Annotated in this window: 14 protein-coding genes; 7 read left to right on the top strand and 7 right to left on the bottom strand. The window is 63.4% G+C overall.

The annotated features are described in order from the left end of the window. Positions 1–17 precede the first annotated feature (17 nt). The gene (locus tag AB1451_02200) at positions 18–3,755 is read right to left on the bottom strand and encodes an FG-GAP-like repeat-containing protein (GenBank protein ID MEW6681719.1); all 3,738 of its coding nucleotides are present in this window, start codon (positions 3,753–3,755) and stop codon (positions 18–20) included. A 296-nt stretch (positions 3,756–4,051) separates the two neighbouring features. Further along, positions 4,052–6,235 (bottom strand): M1 family aminopeptidase, encoded by a 2,184-nt coding sequence (locus AB1451_02195; protein ID MEW6681718.1) that lies wholly within the window; start codon positions 6,233–6,235, stop codon positions 4,052–4,054. Positions 6,236–6,402: 167 nt separating this feature from the next. Between AB1451_02195 and msrP the strand changes: the two genes are divergently transcribed. Both msrP and AB1451_02185 read left to right on the top strand, forming a co-directional pair. Continuing rightward, a complete protein-coding gene (msrP, locus tag AB1451_02190) occupies positions 6,403–7,374 on the top strand; it encodes a protein-methionine-sulfoxide reductase catalytic subunit MsrP (protein MEW6681717.1) in 972 nt (323 codons plus the stop codon). 10 nt (positions 7,375–7,384) lie between these two features. Beyond that, positions 7,385–8,050 carry a protein-methionine-sulfoxide reductase heme-binding subunit MsrQ gene (locus AB1451_02185; GenBank protein MEW6681716.1) on the top strand — a complete coding sequence of 222 codons (666 nt, stop codon included), beginning with the start codon at positions 7,385–7,387 and terminating at the stop codon, positions 8,048–8,050. A gap of 144 nt (positions 8,051–8,194) precedes the next feature. Here AB1451_02185 and AB1451_02180 read toward each other — a convergent pair whose 3' ends face one another. From AB1451_02180 to AB1451_02170, 3 genes are all read right to left on the bottom strand, one after another. Continuing rightward, positions 8,195–8,794, bottom strand: a complete 600-nt coding sequence (locus AB1451_02180; protein MEW6681715.1) for a hypothetical protein — start codon at positions 8,792–8,794, stop codon at positions 8,195–8,197. A gap of 154 nt (positions 8,795–8,948) precedes the next feature. After that, a complete protein-coding gene (locus AB1451_02175; GenBank protein ID MEW6681714.1) occupies positions 8,949–9,404 on the bottom strand; it encodes a cytochrome C in 456 nt (151 codons plus the stop codon). A 37-nt stretch (positions 9,405–9,441) separates the two neighbouring features. After that, complete coding sequence (locus AB1451_02170; protein ID MEW6681713.1) at positions 9,442–10,524, bottom strand: metallophosphoesterase; 1,083 nt, start codon at positions 10,522–10,524, stop codon at positions 9,442–9,444. A gap of 216 nt (positions 10,525–10,740) precedes the next feature. Here AB1451_02170 and AB1451_02165 point away from each other — a divergent pair, with 216 nt between their 5' ends. Next, complete coding sequence (locus AB1451_02165) at positions 10,741–11,724, top strand: cation diffusion facilitator family transporter (protein MEW6681712.1); 984 nt, start codon at positions 10,741–10,743, stop codon at positions 11,722–11,724. A gap of 68 nt (positions 11,725–11,792) precedes the next feature. On the opposite strand, the gene AB1451_02160 is transcribed toward AB1451_02165, so the two are convergent. Further along, entirely contained in the window at positions 11,793–13,151 is a 1,359-nt protein-coding gene (locus AB1451_02160; protein ID MEW6681711.1) for a sigma-54 dependent transcriptional regulator, read from the bottom strand. Beyond that, positions 13,148–14,542, bottom strand: a complete 1,395-nt coding sequence (locus tag AB1451_02155; protein ID MEW6681710.1) for an ATP-binding protein — start codon at positions 14,540–14,542, stop codon at positions 13,148–13,150. The genes AB1451_02160 and AB1451_02155 overlap by 4 nt, the downstream gene beginning before the upstream one ends. Positions 14,543–14,880: 338 nt before the next feature. On the opposite strand from AB1451_02155, the gene AB1451_02150 reads away from it, so the two are divergent. From AB1451_02150 to AB1451_02135, 4 genes are read left to right on the top strand one after another with little or no spacing between them, the layout of a single operon-like run. Further along, positions 14,881–15,627: a carbon monoxide dehydrogenase beta subunit family protein gene (locus tag AB1451_02150; GenBank protein ID MEW6681709.1), complete on the top strand. Its 747-nt coding sequence runs from the start codon at positions 14,881–14,883 to the stop codon at positions 15,625–15,627. A 13-nt stretch (positions 15,628–15,640) separates the two neighbouring features. Continuing rightward, a complete protein-coding gene (locus AB1451_02145; GenBank protein ID MEW6681708.1) occupies positions 15,641–15,898 on the top strand; it encodes a hypothetical protein in 258 nt (85 codons plus the stop codon). After that, positions 15,899–17,665, top strand: coding sequence for a 2-oxoacid:acceptor oxidoreductase subunit alpha (locus tag AB1451_02140; GenBank protein ID MEW6681707.1), 1,767 nt, complete (start codon positions 15,899–15,901; stop codon positions 17,663–17,665). After that, entirely contained in the window at positions 17,662–18,477 is an 816-nt protein-coding gene (locus AB1451_02135; protein MEW6681706.1) for a thiamine pyrophosphate-dependent enzyme, read from the top strand. Before AB1451_02140 ends, AB1451_02135 begins: the two co-directional genes overlap by 4 nt. Positions 18,478–18,482: the final 5 nt, after the last annotated feature.

Genomic DNA, 18,482 nt, shown 5'->3' with positions numbered 1-18,482 from the left:
AGTCTTCCGACAGTGGCCTACGGCGACACGGTGAACCCACCTGTCTTGATCGCGCTCTGTCCGCCCGCAGGAACCGTATTGTACACCAGGATATCGTACGTGCCGGGCGGCAACGAGGTGCTGGGCCACCAGAACTTCAACTGCCCGCTGTTCACAAAGACGAACGGCGTACTCGCCGAGGCATTGCTGCCTTGCACGGTCCCGCCATTCAGATACCACGTTCCCCCGTTATTTCCAACTGCAATCCCCGCCCCAAGCACGAAGTTCGACCCGGTCACTGTGATCTGTTGGCTCGTCGAATTATAGGTGACCGTCGCCGGAGTCGCCGCGGTGATCACCGGCGTCGGCGCCGACACCTGGAACGCGTTGTGCAGGATGGTGCTTTGTGCACCTGCGTGAACCGGGTTATACACCAGGATGTCGTAGGTGCCGGCCGGCAACGACGTGTTGGGCCACCAGAACTTCAACAGCCCGCTGTTCACGAAGACGAACGGCGTACTCGCCGAGGCATTGCTGCCTTGCACGGTCCCGCCATTCAGATACCACGTTCCCCCGTCCGTTCCAATCGCAATCCCCGCCCCGAGCACGAAGTTCGACCCGGTGATGCTCACCTGCTGGCTGGAGGAGACCGCGTACGTGACGGTCGCCGGACTCGCCGCGGTGATCACCGGCGTCGGCGCCGACACCTGGAACGCGTTGGGCAGGAGGGTGCTTTGTCCCCCCGCGGCCGCTGGGTTATATACCAGGATGTCATACGTGCCGGGCGGCAACGAGTTGTTGGGCCACCAGAACCGCAACAGCCCGCTGTTCACGAAGACGAACGGCGTACTCACCGAGGCATTGCTGCCTTGCACGGTCCCGCCATTCAGATACCACGTTCCCCCGTTATTTCCAACTGCAATCCCCGCCCCAAGCACGAAGTTCGACCCGGTAATGCTCACCTGTTGGCTGGCGGAGACCCCATACGTGACCAAACTCGGGGACGTGGCGACGGGGGCTGGCGTCGGAGCCAACACCTGGAACCCGCCTGTCAGGGTCGAGATTTGTCCACCCGCGGCAGCCGGGTTCGACACCAGGACGTCATACGTGCCGGCCGGCAGCGAGGTGTTGGGCCACCAGAACCTCAACAGCCCGCTGTTCACGTAGACGAACGGCGTACTCGCCGAGGCGGTGCTGCCTTGCACGGTCCCGCCAGCCAGATACCACGTTCCGCCAGCGCCCTGAATCGCGATCCCTGCCCCGAGCACGAAGTTCGACCCGATGATGCTCACCGACTGGCTGGGGGAGATCGCATACGTGACCGTCGCCGGACTCACCGAGGTGATCGTCGCCGTGGCGTCGCTGATCACGAAGCCGTTCGCCAGTGTACCCGATTGGCCTCCCGCAGCCGTTGGATTCTGGACCGTGACCGAATACGACCCCGACGGCTGCGAGGTGTTCGACCAGTAGAACCTGAGTGTCGTGGTATTGACCCACACGAACGGATTGGACGCAGTCGCTGTCGTCCCCTGCACCGTGGTTCCCGAGACGCTGCCGATCGTGATCGTGGCTCCCAGGACGAAATTGGTCCCCGATATACTGAGGGCGGTGCTCGGCGTCACGCCGTAGATCGCAGTGTTCGGCGACACCGATACCACGTTCGGCTGGGGAGCATTGACCGTGAAGCCGTTCGTGAGCGTCCCCGTAGCACCACCGGCCGCAACAGGATTCGTCACCTGGACGGTATACTGTCCCGGTGGAAGCGACGTGTTGGGCCAGTAGAACCTGAGGAGGCCGCTGTTGACGAAGACGAATGGATTGGTTGAAGTCGCCGTGGTCCCTGGCACGGTGGTCCCCGTCAAGTCCCCGACCGTGACCACGGCACCCGCCAAGAAGTTCGCGCCGCTGATCGAGACCGACGTGCTCGACGTGATGGCGTAATTCACGCTGGACGGCGAGACCGATGCGACGTTGGGTTGCGGTGCAACCATCGTGAAACCGTTTGAGAGCGTCGCTGAGCCCCCGCACGCATCGACGTTCTCGACGGTCACGTCGTATGTGCCGGCTGGCAGATCCGTGCTGCCGACCCATACCCGGATGGCGGCACTGTTCACGAAGACGAAGGGCGTTGTCGCGGACGCGAACGTTCCCGCGACCGTAACTCCGTTGAGCGAGCCGATCGTGACTTCCGCTCCCAACGTGAAGTTGGTCCCTATGATCGTGACCTGACCGGCAGGGTCGACGCCGTACACCTTCGATGCCGGCGAGACCGAAGAAACGGTCACGTTGCGAGGATTGATCACCAACGTGCCGGAGCCCGACGATGGGCCGAGCGACACGACCACCGAGTGGGTTCCCGCAGTGGCGGTGTTAGGCACGCTCACCACCAGGCTGGTGTTGTCGGGAGAACCTGAAACGACCGGCAACGGTAGCACGCCGTCCAGGGTGACGGTTGCGCTGCTGAGCAACAACGAGCCCATGATCGTGATGTTCGTCGGCAGCCCCGTGCAATCCACCGTATTGGGCACGATGTCGGTGACCTGCGGACCCTGGGCGACCGCAACCTCGATGTTATACGTGTAGGCCGGAGCACCGGGGAACTGCCCGGTGCCGGCGCCCATGAAGATCAACAGATGCCCCATCAGACCATCCAATTGGACGGTCGCCACGGCCAGATCCAAGTTTCCGTCTTCGTTGAAATCCCCCGTCGCCACACCGGTTGGGGGATCGGCGAGCGCGATCTGGGCCACTGGCGTGGTCTCGAACCCAGATGGAGAAGTTCCCAGAAAGATCGCCACGTTCTGTGACGCCTCTCCAAAGTTGGCCACCGCGAGATCATCGAAGCCGTCTTCGTCGAAGTCAGCCTCCACGCCGCCTGACGTGATGGCGCTGGGCGTAGTTCCCACGTTGGTCAATGTCGGACCCGCCGTAAATGCGCCGCTTCCCGGGCCTCCGGTGCCCAAGAACGTGAGCACGTGGCTCTTGGTACTCACACCCACCCCGATATCGAGGTGGGTGTCGGCGTTATAGTTCCCGACCGTTACCGAGGCGATGATTCCCAGGGCGCCGCCACCGCCGCCACCGCCACCCGGAAACGTCGTCACAGTCGCTGCCCCGGCATAGGTCGCGGTGTTTGCACCGGCCGTCGAGCGATGAACCACGAAATACTGGGTCAGAGGCGAGAGCCCGGTGACCCTGACCGAGTGGTTGGTCACGAAGCTGCTGCCGTTGGGATCATAGGAAGGGTCGGATGGATTGCACGTATCCCCGGTCATCTCGGCGAGCGAGGTGCCGTAGATCACACAACTCGTCGCCGCCAGATCTCCGAACGCGTTCCCCGAGGTCGTCCAGCTCACGGTGAATTGATCGCTGGCCACGTCGGAAATCGTGGCGCTGGACATGATGGGCCCGGTGCAGGTGGGACAGTAATTGGTGTCCAGATACGCGGCAATGGTGGCTGCAACGCCGCCACCGCCCTTGGCGATCATGCCTTGCACCGTGGACAGCCAGCTCGCCATCGGCGGCCCCAGGATATGGCGGTTGGAGGCGGAGCTGACCGTGATCATGCGGTCCGTGCCGTTGCGGTTCCCCCCGGTAATCCCCATGCTGTGACACTGCGTGCAGTTGTCGAGCGCGGTGTCCTCCGCACAGGGTGCTGGAGCCCCTTCGCACGACGCGGCGTCGGCCACGGACGGTACCACCATCCAGCCGGCCGCTGCCGCTAGGAACACCCCTAGAAACATCGCCAATACGCGCCAGCTCCACTGTGCCTTCATTGTCGCCCTCTGGGTTGGGGATGGACCGACCGAACGCTCACCCTAAGCCTCTGGGTTCGATTGCGGAAACCGAACCCCGCCTCATAATTAGGTCGATATTAAAAGAACGCACGCACGTCACGCCTTACGGGAGATGGCCAGGGTCGGAACGGCAGTGACGTGCTCAGACCGGAGGGAGGCCATCCGTATGGTCCCGTATCTGCGGTTAGACTAACCTCTTAGCACAGCCAAAAACGTCGAGTCAAGAGATTTCTTCCGGCGCTCGCAAAAACCTACGATCTCTTTCGAGCTCGTCTCTATCTCCCTGTTTTGTCGGGGTTCAGGCCGTGCTTAGGCTGGATCAGCGCCCGACGATCGATCAGATTCGCCCGCGGTACCTCCACGAACCCGCCGTCCGACTGTTTGACCGGGGATGACAATGGGGATCGGATGACGGGCCACTCGCCTTTGGTCACGTTGGTCGGTTCGCGGCCTTCGAACCCCAGGTACCCGTATTTCCCGTAGTGGGGTAACTTCCGCGCAAGCCCGGGCAGCGCCTCGAGCTGCTCAGCAGCCGCCCACCCCACACCAAGGTCCGGGGCGTCAGGTCGGCGGCCCGCGATCACCACGGCCTGGCTCTGGCGCGTCAGCTCGGTGCCGTTGATACGGACGGTCTGATCATCGATGGTAACCGGCAGCCCCGCCAGGGCCTCGGTGATCGCGCGCCGAAAACGGTTGTCCCAACCCAGGACCCAGACGGCGCGATCCAGCGGCAGCGCGCCCAAGTTCGCGTCGAAGACCACCTCGTACGACCCAGTGGACCGCCCCAGTGATTCGGCCAACCCGCGATACGCATCCTGCAGCTCCGGCGACGCAGCAGCGGGCAGGACGACCATCAATCGGCTCGCCCCGAACAGTTGGGAGAGGGCCGGCGGGAGCTCCGTCCGGTCGAGCCGGCGGAAGAGATCGAATTCAGGATCAAAGTCGACCCGCAACGGGCGTCCGGGAACGAACAGCTCCAGGCCTCGGTGTTTAGTGGTGAGTTCGAACGTCGTCTGATACGCTTGCTCGCGCCCTTCGAGCGTGACCGCGATCGGAACTTGCAATCGGTAAGCCGCACCGGACTGGGTCTGCTGCACGAGCGCGGTGAGGAGATATCGGTCGCCCATTCGAGACGCTTCGGCATTGCTGACTCTCAAAGCCGGCGCACCGGCTCGCTCCACCCACTGCGCCAGGGGCCCTTTCCTTCGACCCATTGCGCGGGCGAAGGCGCGGTCCAGATCCTTGAACGTGGCGCGCCGAAACCGAAATCGCTCGAAAAATCCGCGGAGGGCGCTCAGAAACACGTCGTCTCCCAGGTCGCGGCGCATCATGTGGAACACCATGAGGGCCTTGCCGTACCCCACGGCTTCGGTTGCGGGGCTGTGGCGGGCGCGAAAATCGGTCAGCGGAAAATCGCGGTCGTGAGTCACGTAGTCCGCGTACTTCTGGAGCGCGGCCCGCCGGTATTCTGCTCCGGTGCCGCGCTGCTCCGCAATCAGATGGTCGGCCAAGTACGCGGTGAGGCCCTCCGACCAGTTCCCGCGACTCGCGTCGACGTAGACGCCGTTGCCCCACCAGTTGTGAAGAATCTCGTGCGGGTAGGACGAGTGGAGGATGAACGGCAAACGAATGACCGTTGACCCGAGGAGCGTGAACGACGGCATGCCGAATCCGGTCTCCCACGCGTTCTCGACCAACGCGAACTTCGAGTAGGGATACGGCCCCAGCAATTCCGCGTACATGGCCAGGTACCGGGCCGTGGCCTCAAGGTACTGGTCGGCCAAGTCAGGATCGGGCGTTCGCAGAAACGCCATGGTCGCGATCCCGCCGGCCTCGCACGTATACTCGGTCAGCGGGCCGCCGACCAAGTAGATGTCGTCCTGGGGCTCCGGCGACTCCCAGCGGACCTCCACGTAGTCCCCTTCGCGCCGATGGATGGTGCGCGTCCCCTGGCTGATGATGTCCCACCCCGCCGGCGCGCGGACCGAGAGCGCGAACGTGACCAACTCCTCACCAAACGCGGGGTACCAGCGACTCTCGTGACTCAACACCGCAGCGTCCGCGGACAGCGCGTCCCCGTGGTCATCATCGCCGGCCGCGTTGTCGGGCCCGTTGAGCCGACCCGTGTAGCTGATCCGAACGGTCCGCTGACCACGGGGGAGCACCAGCGCGTGCGACTCCCCCTCGGACGCTGCCTTCAGGACCACCTGGGGATCCGAAGTAGTCGGCTTCCAGCCGCGGCGAAGCGAAAAGTGATACGCCCCGCCGCGGGACGGGAACTCCTTGGGGAGCCTGATCGTGTCCTCAACCGACAGCGCCCCCTCGCCGGGATTCAGCACCACCGTCAGCTCGTGGTGAACCGGCTCGCCTGCCGCCGGCCCTGGGCACAGCATGAGCCACAGCCAGACCGGACCAACGGTCGCCGTCAGGGTGCGCACTGTGTTCAGCCGGGGATCCACCGGCCGGTATTCCCTCACATTTCCCACGATGGGTCAAGCCGTCCTGGATCGCAGATCGCCGGGACGACGCCACAAAAACGTGACGCCTCCGTCACATCCCCGTGATCTTGACGAATTATCCTTTTCACCGTGAAATAGATGATCGCACGGAGAGGCAGCACAGTGACATGTTGATCGGACGGCCCCATCAGATCCCGTCTTCGGAGATCACTCCTGAGCGTATCTTCCGAGCATTCATGGATCGACGGCGGTTCCTGAAGACGGTGGTAGGCGTTGGTGCCGCCTTGTCGGTCCGCGGGATCGTAGACCCGGCAGCCTTGCCCTCGGCCTGGGCCGCGCCCAGCTTCAAGGGCGTTCGCCGGAGCAACCTGAGCACCGACGAGCCGCAGACGTCGCTGCGCAACGTGACGACTTACAACAACTACTTCGAGTTCTCCTCCGAAAAGGACCTCCCCGCCACATTGGCCAAGGACTTCCAACCGCGGCCGTGGACCGTGGCGATCGAAGGCGAAGTCGCCAAGCCCGGGGTCTACGACGTCGACGAGTTGATCAAACCCTACACCCTCGAAGAGCGCGTGTACCGGCTGCGCTGCGTGGAGGCCTGGTCCATGGTCGTACCCTGGATCGGGTTTCCTTTAGCGGACCTCATCAAACGGGCGCGGCCCACCGGCAAGGCCAGGTTTGTGGAATTCGTCGGTCTCTACGACCCCAAACGTATGCCAGGGCAACGGAGCCTCACCATGGGCCTCGAATGGCCCTATCGCGAGGGGCTGCGTCTGGACGAAGCGATGCACCCTCTCACCATCCTGGCGGTGGGCCTGTACGGTCAGGTGCTGCCCAACCAGAACGGAGCGCCGATTCGGCTGGTCGTGCCGTGGAAATACGGGTTCAAGAGCATCAAGGCCATTACCAAAATTCGCTTCGTGGAGAACCAGCCCGCCACCACCTGGTCGTCGTACGGCCCCAGAGAGTACGGGTTCTACGCCAATGTGAATCCAACGGTCGATCATCCCCGCTGGAGCCAGGCTCGCGAGCGGCGGATCGGCGAGTTTTTCAAGCGGGATACGCTGCCGTTCAACGGCTACGCGGACCAGGTGGCGTCCCTGTATTCCGGCATGGACCTTCGCACACACTATTGAGCGGCTCGGCATGGACACTCAACGGCATCAGACGACACGGACGGACAACCGGATCGGGCTGGCGCGAGTGGCGTTGGGTGCGCTCGGCCTGGCGCCCCTGGCCGTCTTGACCTGGCGCGCATTCACCGACGATCTTGGCGCCAATCCCATCGAAACGGTCGAGCGGTTCACCGGCTGGTGGACGCTCACCCTGTTGATGGTGACCCTGGCCGTGACGCCGATCCGACTCCTCACCGGTTGGACCACGATCACGCGCCTTCGGCGCATGCTGGGGCTGTTCGCGTTTTTTTGGGCTTGCCTCCACCTGTCCGCTTACGCGGGCCTCGACCAGTTTTTCGCGTTGAAGGACATCGTGAAGGACGTGGCAAAACGCCCGTACATCACGGTGGGGTTCACCACCTTCCTGTTGCTGCTTCCGCTGGCCGTCACGTCGACCGACCGGATGATTCGCCGCTTGGGTGGCGCGCGGTGGCGCAAGCTGCATCGCCTGGCGTATGTCGCGGCAGCGGGAGGCGTCCTGCATTTCTTGTGGCTGGTAAAAGCGGATATCGCCCGTCCGTTCCTGTTTGCGTCGGTCCTGATCGTTCTGTTGGCCGTGCGGTTGCGAAAGCCCGTGGCTGGCAAGGCCCGGCCCTCCGAGTCCGGCGATCTCTTGGAGACACGCCGCGCAGCCTAACAGGTTGCTCAGAACGTCCAACCGCTGCGAAGGTTTCGGGAGCCCGGCCGCCTCACCGTCTCGGCGGCGCTCGTAGCTTGGCGCCACTTCTTCATGGCGCCACTCGCCCCGCGGACCGGTCAGACCGACGACCGTGCGCGTCCGTCAGCGAACCGCGGAGATTCGGGTCCAGAAATTGAGGGTCGGGGGTTGTTGCCCGCCGGCGTCCGGCGGTGGAGGCACTTCGCCCTTGTCGGTGAACGACATCTCGCCCACCAAGCGCCCGTCCTTTGAACTCAGCGAATAGAGGTCGTAGCCGGCCCCGGTGCCGTGGTGGGTCCGGGCCGTCACGTTCCATGTGGCCTCGATACCGGACAAAAGTTGCTGAAATGCTTGCCGCGGAAGAAACGAGAGGAACACTTCGCTCCGGCTAACCAAATCCTTCCAGCCGATGTCGGGCGGATCCTTCTGCACCCGCTCGACCAGCCCCGCTCCCTGATAGTCAAACGTCGCCACCACGATCCCCTTCATCACGGCGCCCGAGCGCAGCGGATCATACGTGACCTGGGGCCAGTAAATGCGACTAAGCTGCGCGCTGCCCGCCCGCACCGCCTCGATCGCCGGCACCGGCGGCGACACATACCCATTCGCCGACGGCCCGAGGTCCCGTATCAGTTCCTCCGCCGTCTCCCCCGGAAACGCCCCGACCTGCTGCGCCACCACGCTCAGCAAACCGGCCACGCCAATTGTCCACACCGTCCACATTATTTTCCCCACTCGGCGGGAGCCGAGCCCGACGAGCAACGCGCCGGATGCAAGGCGGAGCGAGAACCGGACCGCAGCGTACTGGGTCGTACGTGAGGACCGGAAGCGCAGCGACAACGCCGCAGACGGCCGTTGATCGTCGGGCTCCCCCGATCTACGGAGCGGGGAGCCCCACATCCATCACCTGCCCCCGATTCTGATCATTCATATACGCCTCCAGCGCCACCAACTCATCGCTGCCGAGCTCTCTGAGTTTGCCCTGGAGCGGGACTTGAATGCACCAGTTGATAAACTGCTGCACCGACACCACCCTCCCGAACTGCTGCTTGTACTTCGGATACGTCTCAGGGTGGGTCACCGCGGCGTCGGGGTGACACATGTTGCACGCCATGCCGTTGGTGCCGAGGTTGCGATCGTGCCACAGTTCGTCGCCCCGCTTGATCGCCTTGGCCATTTCCTCCTCGGACTTCTTGACCAACTCCGGGGACAACTGCGGACTCTGAAGGGTCTTCCGTTGCACAACGTCTGCGCCTTGGGCGGCCGACACGCCAGCGAACAACACCGCCACCACCGGCAGCGCCCACTTCGCCCATGTCCTTGACGTGGTCATCGCGTCTCCTCTGCTCGTCACGCGCCTGAACGCAGCGTCACACCTTCGGCGGTTTGAGGGTCCATAACACGTCCTCGTGGCTGACCACCCCGCCCGCCACCTTGTTGTTCGACCACCCCAGACCGTCGAACGGCAGGGCGGGATTCGAGCGAGGCATCTGACCCTTCAACCCCAATTTTTTATAGGTCTCGGGGTAAGGATGGGGCCACGACGTGGACACCGTGCTCAGGAATTTCATGTTCGCCATCTGGTGCTGAACGATCTGATGGACGTGGCCGTGGAACACCTGGACGTTCTGGAAGGGCTTGAGGATGGCGTGCGCGTCGGCCGCGTCCTCGGTCCAGAAATTCCAGGGTCGGTAGTAGTGGTACAGCGGCGGGTGGGTGAACACCAGGACCGGCGCGTTCTTGGGCACGTTGGCCAGATCCTTCTGGAGCCAATCCAACTGCGCCTTTCCGAGCAGAAACGGTCCCGGCATGGGATGATTGAGCGTTCCCGCCACGTCCATCCGCTCCTCCGGAGTCAGCTTGCGGGCGCTCCAGAAATCATTGAAGTTGATCCCGTTGAGCCCCACGACGTGCACGCCCTTGTGGTCGAACGAATAGGGAACCTGTCCTTTAATCAGGTTCTTCTGATAGTAGTCACCCATGTCCAAGTACCAGTCATGCTCGCCCGGGATGTAATACGCCTTGGGCTTGAGCGCCGCCATGATCTCCTCAAAGTACTTGAACTGCTCCGCCGACCCATCGTGGACCGCGTCACCCATGTACATGACGAAGTCCGGCGTCGGGCTCAGCGCGTTGATCTCTTTGATCGCGGCCACGAGCCGCGTTTTCATCCGCGGGTTCTTGGATCCCATGGTGTGGCTGTCCGCGATGATCGCGAACGTGAAGTCCGACGCCGCAGCGAGCGAGGCCGTGGGGCGTACCAGCCCCCCCAAGGTCGGCGCAACGACCAACGTCGCACCGGTCAAAGCCGAGACCTTCAAAAACCCTCGCCGGGTCAATCCCTTTGACAGAACGGCGTGGTCGGCGTCGTAGATGAGTCCGTCGCGGGTGACGCCGGCAGACGGACTTGGGACCACCTCCGGGGTGACTTCATCTTCGTTTCGTGGTGTCATAGCCGAATCCTCCCTGGTGCCTACCGAGGACTGTTTGGCGGCGCCTGCGTGGTGAACGATCTCCGGTTCCTTACGAGAGGGGGGATCGGGCGGGACAACAAAATGCTACTGACTTGATTGCGCGGGTGTCAAGGCCTCCGAGTCCCCGGTGTAACCCCGAGTTCCCCTTCGCGCCGGACCGCGGTCTCGCATATAATGAAGACGTTCGGAGACACGATGCGTTCCTCCAACGGGTCACCATCCCCCCAAGAGCCTTTGTCCAGCGCCGCCGCGTTTTCCGACGCGGTCATCGGCCGGAAACTCCTGTTCTCGATCGTCCTCAACGTGGCCATCATCGCCGTCGAGCTCATCGGCGGCTGGCTCGCCAACAGCGTGGGCCTGCTCAGCGACGCCGCGCACAACGCCACCGACGTTGCGGTCCTCGTGGTGTCCTGGTGGGCCTTTCACCAGGCCGCACGTCCGTCGCACGGCCGCCGGACCTTTGGATACCATCGCGCCGAGATCCTGACCGCGCTGTTCAACGCGGCCTTGTTCCTTGCGACGACGGGCTGGATCATCGCGGAATCGTTCCAGCGCGTGCTCAACCCGACCCCGGTCGACGGTCCCGTCGTGGCGGCCATCGCCGCGGTCGCGTTCGGCGCCAACCTGTGGACCGCCCTCCTGCTCCGCCGCCCGGCCGCCGGCAACTTGAACGTCAAGAGCGCGTTCATCCACATGGTGGCCGACGCGCTGGTCTCGTTGGGAGTGATCGTGTCGGGCGTCATGATCGGGTTGACCGGGTGGACCGCCCTGGATCCCGCGATCGGCACCGTCATTGCGCTCGTCATTGCGAGCGAAGCATGGAAGATCCTTCGCGAATCGGTCACGATCCTGCTCGAAGGCGTGCCGCACGATATCGACACCGACGCCGTGGCGGAAAGACTTCGCGCCGCGCCGGGCGTGCAGGACATCAATGATCTCCACATCTGGGCCTTGGGGTCGGGCTTGAGCGCGCTGAGCTGCCGCGTGGTGGTCAACGACATGCCGATCAGCCAGACCGAACAGCTCACCCGCTCGCTGCGCCACGAGCTGCGCGAACGGTTCGGCATCGGCCACGCCACGTTGGAATACGAGACCGTGGCGGAGCCCAAGCCGCTCTACTGCGACCTCAAAGCGCCGCACCCGGCCGGCGCTCACGCGCCGCGTTCCGAGCCTTCCTGAGTTTTGCCTGGCCCGTAGGACAGGCCCGCCATCCAATCGATTTCAGGAACCATGCCTGCGCTGCTGCGTTACGCGTCGATCCCGTACTCTTTGATCTTGTACTGAAGTGCGCGCGGACTGATGCCGAGGATTTTGGCCGCCTTTTCGCGGTGCGAGGTCACGTTGCGGAGCGTCTCGATGATCGCGTGCTTTTCGATGTCTCGGAGACTTTTCCCCGCCAGCCGATTTCCGTCCATTCTCACGGGAACCTCGTTCAGCATCTCCGCCGGGAGATGCACCGGGCCGATCACCGATTCCCGACTGGTGATGACCAGACGTTCGAGGAGGTTGCGGAGTTCCCGAACGTTGCCCGGCCACGGATAGTCCGTAAACCGCTCGAGCGTTTCCGGCGCGAGGACCTGACGTTCGCGCTGGTACGTCGTGGCGAATTCGTCCAGGAACGCCTCGATCAACAGCGGCAGATCGTCTGCGCGTTCACGCAGCGAAGGGACGCGAATCGGCACCACGTTTAACCGGTAATAGAGGTCTTCTCGAAACCGTCCCTCTTCAACGGCTTTCTTGAGGTCGCGATTGGTGGCCGCCACGATACGGACATCCACCTTGACGAGACGGGTCCCGCCGACGCGACGGAACTCCCTGGATTCGAGCACCCGGAGGAAATCGACCTGGGTCTTCGCGCTCATTTCACCGACTTCGTCCAGGAAGAGGACGCCTTCGTGCGCGAGCTCAAAGCGGCCCGGTTTGGTGGTCGTCGCACCGGTAAAGGCGCCCCGTTCGTACCCGAACAGCTCGCTTTCCTGAAGCGCCTCCGGGAGCGCCCCGCAGTTGACCGCGATGAACGGCCCATTGGCGCGCGGCCCCCGTTCGTAGATGGCGCGCGCGACCCGTTCCTTCCCGACCCCGCTTTCCCCCGCGATCAACACGGTGGCGTCGCTCCCTGCCACCAGGTCGATCAGCTCGTACACCCGGAGCATCGCGGGACTGTGGCCGATCAGGGAACCGCATCCATTCCGGCGTGCCAGTCGTTCCTTGAGCGCTTTGTTCTCGGCACTCAACAGATGACGTTCGACCGCCTTTTTCACCACAATGGGGAGCCGCTCTCGGTCGATCGGTTTCTGGAGGTAATCGTAGGCGCCCAACCGCATCGCCTCGACCGCGGTCGCAACAGAACCGAACGCCGTCACGACAATGATCTCGGTGTCCGGACGCTCGGATTTCCACCGATGCAGACACTCCAGGCCATTCGCCCCGGGCATGCGTAGATCCAACAGGATGACGTGGCAGTCGGAATGACCCAGCAGACGGTCAGCCTCGCCGGGGTCGGCCGCGCTCTCGACCGCGTATCCCGAGCGGTCGAGAATAGTGGCGATCGCGCTGCGGATGTTGGGCTCGTCGTCTACGACGAGAATTCTCGGTTTCGCGTTCATATCTGCTGGACCGGCTGCTCGTCGGGAACGCGAGCGGCTGGGAATGATAGGACAAACGTGGTTCCAGCCCCCGCCTCACTCGTCACCCGAATGGTCCCCCGGTGGTCTTCAATGATGCGGTAGGCGATCGCGAGCCCGAGGCCGTGGCCGTCCGGCTTGGTGCTGAAGAACGGCTCGAAGACCTTCGCGAGGTCGGCTTTGTTGATGCCAAGCCCCGTGTCGCTGACCGAAACCTCGACGAGCGGCCCTGCGTCGGCGACCCGCTCTTCGCCGAATACCCGCAGGATCCCTCCTTGCGGCATGGCTTGGACGGCATTGATCATGAGATTGAGAAAAACCTGCCCCAATTGAGTCTCGTCGCCTGGAACTGCGGGAAGATTCTCGGGGAAATCGATTCGGATCTCGACTCCGCGCTCCTCGGCCTCGTACCGGACGAGCTCTCCGATATGTCGAGCGATGCCATCGAGTTTGACCTCGCCCAAGACGAGTGACGTCGGCCTCGCAAAGCGGAGAAAGTTATCCACGATGCCCCTGATTCGTCGGACCTCCGCGTTCACGATGTCCGAGTAACGCTGGACCGCCTCCGGATCCATGGCCTCGACGCCGATCTCTTCCTGCAAGAGATGCAGATTGAGGTCGATCGCGCTCAAGGGGTTGCGGATCTCGTGAGCCACACCGGCCGAGAGCGTATGGAGCGCCGAAAGTTTCTCGCTCCGCCGGAGCTGTTCTTCCAACACCAGGAGGTCAGTGACATCCTGGAGCAGGATCACCACGCCGTCTCTCCCGTGGTCGTGATCGGCGAGCGATGACGTCGTGAGCCGAATCCAGCGGGCTTCCTGCAACGGATATCGAATATCGAGATTCCGAACGAACTCGGCATGATCCAAGGCCGCACGCATGCATCGGAAAATCGGATCGTCGACGCCGAACCGTCGGTCAAGCCCCCGACCCAATGTCGATTCAGCCGTGACACCCAAGATTCGCTCAGCCATCGGATTGATGGCCGTCACGCGGCCCGCCTGATCCACCGTCAACACCCCGCTGGGAATGCTGTGAAGGATATTCCGAGCAAGTCCTTTGACCCGCTCCAGCGTTCGTTTGGTCGATTGATAGCTCTGGTACGTCAGAAGCGCTGAGATACAGAGGCCCGCAAAGAGGAAGAGGAGGGCGGTCGTTTGGATGAGGCGGGCGCGGGCCGACTCGACAGGCGCCCCTTGGTTGGTGACCTGTTCGAGGATCCGCCGCTCGTGTTCCAGTCCGAGAAAGGCCACGATGGCGACAACCGCGGCGACGATAACGAGCACCGGGACGATGACCCTGAGCGGGAAATACCCGAGTATGGGCTGTTGAGGACTGGGGCGAAACATCACACCGACATAGCGGTGGCGCATTATAACACGGGTGCAAGTTTTTCCCGAGGCCGCAAAGTTTGCTCCCGTTCATCAGGATTACTCGCAGTTCCTGCTGTTCCGCCACAGCGCCGTCCTTGGCATGCTCGGTGCAACGCCGACATCTTTCGACCGTGGGAACACGGGTCGTTGCTCGCCACGTCTGGATGAGCAGTTTGTTCGACTAACCGCGAAAGCGGCGCCTGTTCAGGGAAGGCCAGATGCAAGGCGCCGCTGAGCACTGGAGCGGAGCGTACTGGGTGCGTACGTGAGCACCGGAGCGCAAGCGGCAACGCCGCAGATGGCCTTCCCTGGACAGGCTCATAGCGAAGGAGACATAGATGTCCACTCAGCGTGCCCCCCAAAAACGCAGAGGCCCAATTCAACCCGGACCAGGTGAGCTGCTTCCACCGGCCGCGGCTTCTTTGGCGACGCGATTCCCAATCCCGGGCGAAGGGTGGCTGGAAGGCAACGTCGTGCCGGAGGAGGAGCTGATTCCGCGTATCGCGGAAAAATTGCTCACGGGACGTAATCCCACGTTCTTCCCCGGGCCCCTGTTGTTGTGGGGATGGAACGAAGCGACGCGGGTACGTGCGGCCGCCGCGCTCGAGTTGGTCGGGCACATCCCCGGAATCAATATTATCCCCATGCCCGACTATCGCCCGATTTATCCCAAGATTGATCCCGAGGCCGTGATCAATCCCTGTCACCCCAACCTGACGATCTGGCACAACAAGATCGAAGTAGGCCTGTTCATGGACGCTCACTGTCACTTCGTCAATGTCATGATGAAGATTATCCGAGGGGGAACCAACTGCTACACGATCGCGATCTGCGCCAACGATACCCACGAAGACGCCATCGCCAGCTTGGGATGGGTTGATCTGAAGAAACTCGCGAAGCTCCGCGACGCGATCGTCGCGTTGCGTACCGGTGGAAAGATCGTCCCCTGGGCGCTGACCGAGGCCGGAAAAGCCGAACTCGCAGCGCGCAAGCGGCACAAGGTGGAGGCGAGAAAGCAGATGATGGCTTACATGAAGGAACTCGGGCACGAACTTGAAGTTGGTCTCGACGAGCACGCCGAGTAGCGCGGGATCTCTGGTGGACCATCGTCACCGTCGACGCGACCTCGCGAGCGAGCGTGAACAGGCCGAGTGGCTCATCAACTACTTTCGGCGTCACTTGGCGGCGAATCCCCTTGATGTGGATCTTCGCCTGAAATTCGGCCTCTTTCTCCTCGAAATCGGGCGGACTGCGGATGCACTTGCCGAGTTACGAGAGGTGCTCCGCCTTCAGCCCAACCACCTTCGTGCGCGAGAGGCGCTCGCCCAAGCCGAGGCACAACATCCCCGTTCCTAGATGGAGACCACAACGAGTCCGCTCGACTTGGCCGCACCCCTGAACCGACGGTATCGGGACGAAAGCCTCGCGATTCGCGTCGTCGGCGCCGGCGGGGACGGGATTGTCACGGCCGGCGCGCTCCTTGCGCGCACCGCTGCGCTCAGCGGCCTAGAAGTGCTCTCCGACACCACGTTCCCGAGCGAGATCCGCGGCGGCCTAGTCGCCTCCCAGGTCCGAATGGCCCCGCATCCGCTGTGCACCGAGGGAGACGGAGTCGATGTCCTTGTCGCGTTCAATGCCGACGCCTACCTCGCCCACCGGGACGTCATACGTGACGACGGCATCCTTATTTACGACATTTACGACGCCCTGAGTGACGTGGTGACTCACAGCAATCGCATCATTTCCTATCCCGTCCCCATGGCGGAGATCGCTCAACACAGCGGACAGGCGGTGACCCGAAACCTCGTGGCCCTTGCCGCCTTGATCGAACTCATTGGCCTCTCGCGATCGAACTTGGAGGGCGCGGTGTGCGAGCACTTCGCCTCGAAAGGCCCCGACACGATCGCTGTCAACCTGCGGGCGCTCGAAGCAGGCCTCTCGTACGCAGAACAACACCTGATCAAACGCGACCCCGTGTTGGCTCCGGTCGGCGCCTCACGGGACCAGACGCTGCTGTTGACCGGCAACGACGCCATCGGGTTGGGCGCGCTCGCCGCGGGATGTCGCCTTTATTCGTCCTATCCGATTACGCCTGCGACGTCGCTCGGCACCTGGCTCGCCAGACACTTGCCGCTGGTCGGCGGACGGGTTCACGAAGCCGAGGACCCCATCGCCTCCCTGGGCGTCGCGATCGGCGCTTCGTTTGCCGGGACCAAGGCCATGACCGGCACGTCAGGTCCGGGACTCGACCTGATGCAGGAGATGATCGGGTTTTCGGCGATGGCCGAAGTTCCGGTGGTGGTGGCGGTGGTGCAGCGCGGCGGGCCGAGCGCCGGCCTGCCCACCAAGCACGAGCAGGCCGACCTTCTGTCGGCGGTCTTCGGCAGCCACGGCGACGTGCCCAAGATCGTGCTCGCCGCCGCTGATGTCCGCGATTGTTTCTCCCTCACCGTGGAGGCGTTCAATCTCGCCGAGCGCTACCAGACCCCGGTGCTCCTGCTCACCGACGCGTCGCTGGCCAGGCGCATGCAGACCATCCCTCGACCCGATCTCACGTCGATCCCGCTGATCGAACGCGATGCGGCTCACACCGCCGACGCTCCGTACCACCGGTATGCGGCGACCGACGATGGCATCGCGCCCATGGCCCTTCCGGGGTCCGAGGGTGGAGCATACGTGGCGACCGGGTTGGAGCACGACGACACGGGCCGGCCAACGGACGCCGGCGACGTTCATAAGGTCATGATGGCCCGACGCTTCGCCAAGCTGCGCGGAGCCGAATTCGAGATGGTCGAGCGCGAAGGGCCGGAATCGACGCCTGTTGGGCTCGTGAGCTGGGGCATCACGCAAGGCGCTGTGCGCGAGGCGGTTGCGCGTTTCGAGCGTTTGGGAATGCCGATCGCGGCCCTGTATCCGAAGATGCTCTGGCCGCCGCCCGTCAATGCCCTTTCGCGGTTCGCCGAATCCGTCGAACAGATCGTAGTGGTCGAAGCGAACCACCAAGGCCATCTGGCTCACTTGATCGGCGCCACCACCCCTATCCGTCCGAAACGTCTCACGCTCACTCGCGGCGAGCCCATCTCGGTGTGGGACATTTTCGGCAAAGAGGATTTGACCCGGTGACTCCGGTCGCTGCGACGTCGCCCGCCGCCCCAAGCGGCCTCACCTGGTGCCCGGGCTGCGGCCACCGCCAGGCGTTCGACGCACTGGTCAGCGCGCTCCAACGCGAGGGAGTCGCGCCGTCCGACACGGTCGTGGTGACCGGCATGGGATGCGCAAGCCTGGTCAGCTTTCACCTCAACGCTTACGGTCTTCACGGCGTGCACGGACGGGTGCTTCCCCTGGCGATCGGAGTCAAAGCCGCTAATCCACGGCTTTCCGTCATTGTCGTGGCCGGAGACGGCGACACGGGATCAATCGGCCTCACGCACCTGCTCCACGCGGCCCGAAGAAACTATGATCTGACCTATCTGATTCTCGACAACCTGTCGTACGGCATGACGGGTGGCCAGCCTTCGGCGACGAGTAACCAGAACGGCCGACACCCGTTGAATGTGCTCTCCTTGGTACTCGCGGCGGGCGGCACCTTCGTGGCCCAGTCCGTAGCGTGGGAGATCGAGAGAACGAGTGTCCTCATCGGCCGTGCGCTCCGGCACCGTGGTTTTTCAGTCGTGAACATTCTGTCGCCGTGTCCGACGTTTCATCGGGTGGACCAGGGCGCCGCGGTGAGTGAAGCGCCGGCGGAATCCGATGGCGGATTGATCGCCGCGATCGGGACCGCCTTCACTCCCAACGCAATGCCCGTGGGCGTGCTGTACGAAACGGAGCGGCCGCCGGACGACCTCACCGGAGCGAGCAACCCGCGACGTCAGCGGTGGGAGCACGAATCTATCATCGAAGGCATCTTGGATAAACATCAGATTGTCTGGCGTTGAACAAG

The organism is Nitrospirota bacterium, assembly GCA_040757335.1.
Lineage (GTDB): Bacteria > Nitrospirota > Nitrospiria > 2-01-FULL-66-17 > 2-01-FULL-66-17 > JBFLXB01.
Note: the sequence above shows the minus strand (reverse complement) of the source record. Positions and strands in the feature narration are given on the sequence as shown.